This is a genomic window from Massilistercora timonensis (assembly GCF_048354975.1).
Classification (GTDB): Bacteria; Bacillota; Clostridia; order Lachnospirales; family Lachnospiraceae; genus Massilistercora; species Massilistercora timonensis.
The window spans coordinates 1-7,327 of the sequence record NZ_DBGCJQ010000023.1 but is presented as its reverse complement, the minus strand read 5'-3'; the positions used below and the strand labels follow the sequence as shown (position 1 = coordinate 7,327).

At 53.5% G+C, this 7,327-nt stretch carries 8 protein-coding genes and 1 tRNA gene; 1 reads left to right on the top strand and 8 read right to left on the bottom strand.

Annotation, left to right across the window (positions count from 1 at the left end):
- The 6 genes from ACML7B_RS02065 to ACML7B_RS02040 all read right to left on the bottom strand — a co-directional run.
- On the bottom strand, window positions 1–878 hold an 878-nt coding region (locus ACML7B_RS02065), incomplete at its 3' end, for an MATE family efflux transporter (protein ID WP_418539133.1).
- A 47-nt stretch (window positions 879–925) separates the two neighbouring features.
- On the bottom strand, window positions 926–1,582 hold the full coding sequence (locus ACML7B_RS02060; RefSeq protein ID WP_418539132.1) for a YczE/YyaS/YitT family protein: 657 nt from the start codon (window positions 1,580–1,582) through the stop codon (window positions 926–928).
- 14 nt (window positions 1,583–1,596) lie between these two features.
- Window positions 1,597–2,895: a hypothetical protein gene (locus ACML7B_RS02055; RefSeq protein WP_418539131.1), complete on the bottom strand. Its 1,299-nt coding sequence runs from the start codon at window positions 2,893–2,895 to the stop codon at window positions 1,597–1,599.
- Window positions 2,896–2,955: 60 nt separating this feature from the next.
- The gene (locus ACML7B_RS02050; protein WP_418539129.1) at window positions 2,956–3,345 is read right to left on the bottom strand and encodes a hypothetical protein; all 390 of its coding nucleotides are present in this window, start codon (window positions 3,343–3,345) and stop codon (window positions 2,956–2,958) included.
- Window positions 3,300–3,902 carry a M20/M25/M40 family metallo-hydrolase gene (locus ACML7B_RS02045; RefSeq protein ID WP_418539128.1) on the bottom strand — a complete coding sequence of 201 codons (603 nt, stop codon included), beginning with the start codon at window positions 3,900–3,902 and terminating at the stop codon, window positions 3,300–3,302. Before ACML7B_RS02045 ends, ACML7B_RS02050 begins: the two co-directional genes overlap by 46 nt.
- 185 nt (window positions 3,903–4,087) lie before the next feature.
- Window positions 4,088–4,957, bottom strand: coding sequence for a C39 family peptidase (locus ACML7B_RS02040; protein ID WP_418539127.1), 870 nt, complete (start codon window positions 4,955–4,957; stop codon window positions 4,088–4,090).
- 141 nt (window positions 4,958–5,098) lie between these two features.
- On the opposite strand from ACML7B_RS02040, the gene ACML7B_RS02035 reads away from it, so the two are divergent.
- A complete protein-coding gene (locus ACML7B_RS02035; protein WP_106790116.1) occupies window positions 5,099–6,037 on the top strand; it encodes a LysR family transcriptional regulator in 939 nt (312 codons plus the stop codon).
- Window positions 6,038–6,069: 32 nt separating this feature from the next.
- On the opposite strand, the gene ACML7B_RS02030 is transcribed toward ACML7B_RS02035, so the two are convergent.
- Window positions 6,070–7,005, bottom strand: coding sequence for a D-2-hydroxyacid dehydrogenase (locus tag ACML7B_RS02030; RefSeq protein ID WP_418539126.1), 936 nt, complete (start codon window positions 7,003–7,005; stop codon window positions 6,070–6,072).
- A 75-nt stretch (window positions 7,006–7,080) separates the two neighbouring features.
- Window positions 7,081–7,151: transfer RNA gene (locus ACML7B_RS02025), tRNA-Gly, on the bottom strand.
- Between the last annotated feature and the right edge of the window lie 176 nt (window positions 7,152–7,327).

Sequence of the window (7,327 nt, the reverse complement as noted above, 5' to 3'; positions counted from 1 at the left end):
GCCGCATGGGCGATATTCCCCTGCGGAGTCATGGCAAAGTCATCCACCCGGTTAATAGCGGTAAATGCGGCGATAAAGGCTACCCCCTGTACATTCACCACCGTCTGCACGCAGATCTTCCCCAGCTGGATACACATCTGCTGCAGCGCGCTGGTGATCCCGTAGGTAAAGGTCCGCCACAGGACAGACGGGTCAAAGACCCTCCACTCCTTCCCCAGGCACAGAAGCGGCACCTTCTTCTTAATATAGATCACGCTGAAGAGACAGCAGATCCCCTGGCTTAACACCGTAGCCGCAGCGCCTCCTGCCACACCCCATCCGAAGACCACGATAAACAGAAGATCCAGCCCGATATTGAACAGCGCGCTGATGATCAGAAAATAGAGCGGCGCCACGCTGTCCCCCAGGGCACGCAGGGTGTTGGAGAAAAAGTTATACACAAAGGTGAACAAAAGACCTGTGAATATGATCCGCAGATATAAAACCGACGCCTCCAGGATATCCGCCGGCACCTGCAAAAGAGCAAGCAGCGGCCTGGCGGCCAGGATCAGGATCAGGGCGGTCACTGCGGAAAACGCAAGCCCTCCCAGCAGCGTAGTGCTGATCTGCCGCCGCAGACGGTCATATCTTCTGGCCCCGTACTGAGTGCTCATCAGGATCCCTGCGCCCATGCACATCCCGCTGATAAAGAGAATGATCATATTCATAATGGGGCCGGCGGTCCCCACCGCCGCCAGAGCTTCCTCGCCCACAAATTTTCCCACGATCACCGAGTCCGCAGCATTGTAGGTAAGCTGGAACAGGTTGCCCAGTACCAGCGGTATCGCAAATCCTGTAAGCTGAGGGACGATCTTCCCTTCTGTCATGTCTGTTGTCATCCGATCTTCACATCCGTTTCTCTCTCATCTAAGAAGCAGGCCTCTGCCTACAGATCTTCCAGTTTCCATCTCTCCATAAGCTTCCCCAGCCGTTTCGCGATCTGCCCCACCAGGATGGCTGCAGCCACAGTTCCTTCCCGCACGCCCTGGATCTGTCCGGTAAAAACAAGTCCCAGGACACAGGCCGTCACCACCAGGGCCACGTCAAAGGCCACCTTCATATTTCCAAATTTTACCGGAAGTACCTGACAGATGGCAAGGACCAGCCCTTCTCCGGCCAGGACTACCACTCCCGCCTTCACCTCCAGGAATACGCCAACGCCCAGCAGCAATATCCCGATCACGCAGAATATCCACTGCTGCCAGTAACTGCCGTAGTGGATCCCCTGGAGCGCCCACACGCCGAAATCCGTCAGATAGCCAAAGAAAAATGCAGCCGGAAGCTGCATCAGCTGGATGAGATGATAATCCTTCCTCAGGATCAGGATCTGCATCAGGATGAACACACCGTGCATCAGAATAGTCACTGTCCCCACCGTCAGAGGCGTAAATAAACTGATCACATAGGGGACACTGGAGACAGGAGAAGTCCCCAGATCCGCCTTGATGGAAAAGGCAACTCCCACCGCCATGACCGCAAGGCCGATCATAAGGATCAGATAGCGCCTGAGCACATATTTCATTTCTTGATTCAATTCCGTCATTCCTTTCAAACTGATCAGAACAAGATCTCGATCAAAGTCTTTGGCCGTCCTCCTGCAGACGCCGTTTCCTTTGCATAGACTTTTCCCAGGCCTGCATCCATGATCTTGTTCATGATCCTTCTGGCGCTGCGGGCCGTCACTTCCAGGCAATCCGCAAGCTCATGGGCGTCAAAGACATAACTCTTCCGGGCTTGTGCGATCGCCATGATCTTTAAGACAGACCTTTCGCTCAATCCGGTCCTTGCCGCAATATCCCGGATCTTCGGATCAGAGGAGATCAGCTCGTATTTCAACTGCTGCTCCTGTCCAAAGGGACCTTCCATAACATTTTCCGCATTGATGCAATAGATTTCCTGCCGGTTTCTTTTCATCCCATAAGCAAGGGCATCCCGGGCATTGGTCTCCGCCCGGTAGGCAGTGATCCCCATCCCGATGCCTGCGTTCATACAGATCCCCTTCTTCCGGATATCCTGCTGCAGCTTCAGGATGCCGCTCTGATGCTTCTTCTCTCCCAGAAGTCCGGCGTTTGCGAAGATCACATACTCTTTTCTTCCAAACTCAAAGACCGCTCCCTGGACAGATTTCACATACTGGATGATCTCCTTTTCAACCTCCGTCTTCTCCAGCATCGTCTGGTAATAGTTTTCCTCCTGCCGTTCCAGGTTCTCAAGCTGAAGGATCGCCACAGAGATCCTGGAATATTCCGCCCGGTTCAGGGCGTATGCGCCTTTCAGCTTCTCCAGGGCATGGCGGACCATCATCCTTGTAGGGTCCAGGTATATGGCGTTTAACCCTTCTTCTCTGAGCTTGGCGTACACCCACGCAAATGCGGTGAGGGCCACCTTGGTCTTGCCCTCCCTCTGAAGCCGGCTGTGCCACCGGATATACTCTTCCTCGTCCACCCCGGGCTGGAAGGAGCTGGAGTAAATATTCCTGGCAAGGATATGGAACGCCTCCAGCAGATCTTCGATCAGGTGGTTCTCCACCACATCAATGCTGAAGGCATCCAACTCCATGCCTTTTTTCTGCATCTCCACAAAGGCGCCGGCAACACTGATCACTGATTTCTCCACGGAAGTATAGGGCTTTCGCACCTCGATCTCCTCCGTCACGAAGCTTTCCACCGCGCACCCGGAGAAAAGGATGGCATCGCATTCCTCCATACAGGTTTCTGTCACAGAGGCACAGGCATTGACTCTTTCCTTTGGATAACTTTTTACTTCAACTTCAGGATCCAGCTGTCTGATGTATTTCTCAATGATCTGACAGGAGGATTCCGGTCCGATGATCCCGATCCGCATGTTTCCCACCATATTCCTTACAAATGATAAAAAAACGGCGCGCTTTCCATGCGCGCCGCATCTCTACAGACATTATACGCCGGTTGCATCAAAGATTTCAACCCTGGAATTGTCTTCTAGAAGATGAAGATATTCTTCTTTTGTATAGACTGGATCATATTCCTTCAGTATCTGCTTTGCTTTCCCGGCATCTGCATACAGAAGGTCGATCAACGTCAGCGCCAGCATCTTCGCCGGCTGGAGATATGCTTTCTCCAGATCGTCGATCCGGTAATCTCTGGAATGAAGTCCGCCTGTCACGCCTTCCGTCCAGATATGCATACAGGGCTTCATCTGGGACAGATCCCCCAGATCCGTGGATCCCGCCGTCTCATAGAGTTCTACAAAGGAATCCTCCCCGGCGCCTCCGTATCGGATCATATTCTCCCGGTACAGCTTGGACAGCTTCCGGTCCGTCCGCATGGGAAGATAGCCTCCGCCGCCACTTTGATGGCATTGATCCCTTTCTCCGGCTCGATACCGGCATGTGCTTTCTTCCCGTGGAATACCACACGGATCGCCTCCATGCCGGGCGCTTTATAAGCGATCACGCCGGTATCTCCGGTAGCGTCTGCGATCACAAGATCCTTACAGGGCAGCATGTCAAGATCCATGTGCTTTGTACCCATCATACTGATCTCTTCCGAAGAAGTGAAGACCAGGTAGATGTCTCTGTGCTCTGCGTTTGTCTCCAGAAGATCTTCCACTGCTTCCAGGATCGCCGTGATCCCGGATTTATCGTCTCCGCCCAGGGTAGTAGTCCCGTCTGTGCGGATGATGTCTCCTTCCTGGATCGCTTTCACATTCCTGCAGGGCTCGATCTGATCCATATGGGCCGCAAATCCAAGCGGGATCCCTTTTTTGGTCCCGGGAATGAAAGCCACTATGTTTCTTCCGTTTCCGCCATAGGCTTCCCCTGCATGGTCAGACTGGAAGGAAATACCTCTTTTGGCAAGATAATCCTCGATCCAGTCCGCCATCTCTTTCTCGCTTTAATTGGGGACATGTCCCTAATATGTCCTTTTATAGAAAGGATACACCAGAGCACACAAGTTTGTCAATTCTATAACAGCTTAAATTCTTCACAATTTTTCTTTCCCGATTTTGTTCATAATGAATAAAAAAAGATCCGGAAATGGAATCTCCACTCCCGGATCTCTCTCCTCTACTTTTCCGCCGAATACACCCACAGCGCCTTGATCTGCCCCTTCAGGCGCTTAAAATCCCACAGTTTCTGTGTATTGGCCAGGCTGAAGGGATCGTTCACCTTGATCTTCCCGTCCTCACAGCCGGCCAGTACGATAAAATGTCCCTTGTCCGTGAAATCCCCCGGCCCCACACTGCAGATAACAGGGTGCCCCGCCTTCAACTCACTGACCACCGCAGACTCCCGGATCTCCCCTTCATAGCAGGAAAGCCCAAAATCCCTGCAGCCCTCGCTCATCAGCCGCCAGTAGGTATTGTTATTCTCATCCACATATCCGTGCTTGTCACTGTAAGCCGCCACCCTGGCAGGTGTGACAGAAGGGTCGCCGGTCAGCCCTGCCGCCACCATGGCAAGACAGGTAGGGCCGCAGCCGCTGGCAGCCACCACGCTGGTCCCATAGGATGTATACCCCCACCGTCCGTCCCACTGGATCAGTTCCGGGATCTCCCCCTTCGTCAGATCTGTCCCGATGGTCCTGGCAGGCGCGCAATCCTTTTTGTTGGGATATGCTTCCACGAACTCCACCGTTTCTTCATTCTTGTCCAGCAGTTCCACCACTTCTTCCGGGTAGTTTTCCTCCACCGCAGTCCTTTTCACCCGGGCAAGCCGCTCCTCTTGTGTCTCCCCTCCTGAGGGATCCTCCGGCGCGCCTGTATCGGTCTTCGCACCCGGACTCCCTGCCGCTTCTGTCGCCTCCTGCTTTCCCGCAGAAGACCGAACTATATAAGTACCCAGGGATCCCACCGCAAGGACTGCCACAACCACGATCAAAAGGATCTGCCGCTTTACCTGCTGCTTTCGCCTGGAATATTTCTTCTCTTTCGTCATCTGGATCTCTCCTTATCGGAACTCCATTATACAATACGCCTCCCCCGGGAGGCAACTTAAGATACTCTTAAACTTGATTGCCTTCTTCCTTTCCACCGCTTATAATGAAACTGTATAGAAACCTACCGGGAGGCGAAAACCATGTTCCATTCCATGCAATACATTTATGAAGTCTACAAAGAGCGAAGCTTTTCCAAAGCTGCGGCAAATCTTTATATCAGCCAGCCTTCTCTGAGCGCCGCCGTCAAAAAGGTGGAGGAGAAAATCGGCGCGCCCATCTTTGACCGCAGCGTAAGCCCCATCCAGCTTACAGAGTGCGGGGAACATTATATCCGCTCTGTGGAAGAGATCATGGAGATCCAGCACCGGTTTGAAAATTATCTTAACGATCTCAACGAACTGAAGACCGGCCAGATCGCCATCGGCGGGAGTAATCTTTTCGCTTCTTATATCCTGCCGCCTATGATCGCCCGTTTTACCCGGAAGTACCCTCTGGTGAAGATCCATCTGGTAGAGGCGGACACCCCACAGCTTATGGATCAGCTGTTCCGGGGCTCCCTGGATCTGGTGATCGACAACTGCCAGTTCCCGGAAGCCGTCTACCATCCTCATTTTCTGGCGGAGGAAACCCTTCTTCTGGCGGTGCCCAGGTCGTTTTCCTCCAATCAGAAGAACCAGGCCTGTCAGCTGACCCTTGAGGACATCCGCCAAAACCGGCACCTGGAGACGGATTTCCCCTGCATCTCACTGCAGGATTTCGCCGGGGAACCTTTTATCTTCCTGCGCTCCGGCAACGACACCCGCTCCCGGGCAGAGAAGATCTGCCAGATCGAGGGCGTCACTCCCAATGTGATCCTGAAACTGGACCAGCAGGTAACCGCCTTCAACATCTGTCGCTACGGCATGGGCGTCACCTTTGTAGGGGACACCCTCCTTAAGCATATCCCCGACGCCCGGGAATGCTGCTTCTATAAGCTGGACAATCCCCAGACCAGACGCAGCATCTTCTTCTATTACAAACAGACCCGGTTCGTCACCCGGGCAATGGAAGAATTTATCAAAAACGCGGGCCAGATCTGACTGGTCCGCGTTCTCTCTTTATTCCGATCCTGTTACATCTGAAAGAATTCCTTCACCTGCATAAGGATGATCTCCATCAGCCGGGTCCTGGCCTCCACGCTGGCCCAGCCAATGTGAGGCGTGATAAAAAGCTTCCGGCTGTCTTTGATCCGAAGCAGCGGATTCTCCGGACTCATAGGCTCCACCGAGAGCACGTCCAGACCTGCCGCCCGGATCGTCCCCTCTTCCAGCGCCCGGGCCAGATCCTCTTCCACCACGATGGGACCCCGGGCCAGATTCAGGAGGATACAGCTTTTCTTCATCCTGCCAAGCGCTTCCCCGTCGATCAATCCCTGAGTATACCGGTTCAGCGGCGTATGGACGGAAATGATGTCCGAGGTGGCAAGAAGCGTCTCAAGATCCACCTGATGGTATCCTTCCTGCGGCTTTCCCCCGGAAGGCGAAGCATACACCACTTCCGCCCCGAAGGCCTCCGCGATGGAAGCCACCTGCCTCCCGATATCCCCCAGGCCGATGATCCCCCAGCGCTTCCCTGCAAGTTCGAAGAACCGCTCCTCGAAATGGGTGAAAACCGTGTCGTTCACATACCGGCCTTCCTTCACATAATCGTCATAATAGCGCAGCTTCTCCAGCAGATAGAACAGCATGGCGAAGGTGTGCTGGGCAACCGACTGCGTAGAGTAGCCCGCCACATTTCTCCAGGCGATGCCCCGCCTGTCCAGGTATTCTTTGTCCAGGTTATTGGTACCGGTAGCGGTCACGCATACCAGCTTCAGATTCCCGGCGCCGCCGATGGTGGATTCATTGACCTGTACTTTATTAACAATGATCACATCCGCGTCCCGGATCCGCTCCGGAACCTGCTCCGAGGTGGAAAATCCGTATTTTACCACTTCACCAAGCCGGTCGAAACCGGACAGATCAATATCGTCGCCGATGGTTTTTGCGTCCAGAAATACTATTTTCATGCTGTCCCTCCTCATCCGTTCTTATTTCAAAATAAGCCGGGAACGCTGAATCCTCAACGTTTCCGGCTCTTCTTAAGCAGATGACGGGAGTCGAACCCGCCTCCCCAGCTTGGGAAGCTGGTGTTCTACCGATGAACTACATCTGCGAACTCCGTCATTATAGCATAAGTTTTCCGTTTGGAAAAGAGGAAATTACGAAAAAATGAAAATTCTTCCCTCCAGGCTGGCTCTTTTAAGGAATCACCCGCAGCGCGTTGCCGCTCCATATCTTATCCAGCTGCCGCTCGGACAGCCCCTTCTTCTTCAGGGCGTCCCACAGCCG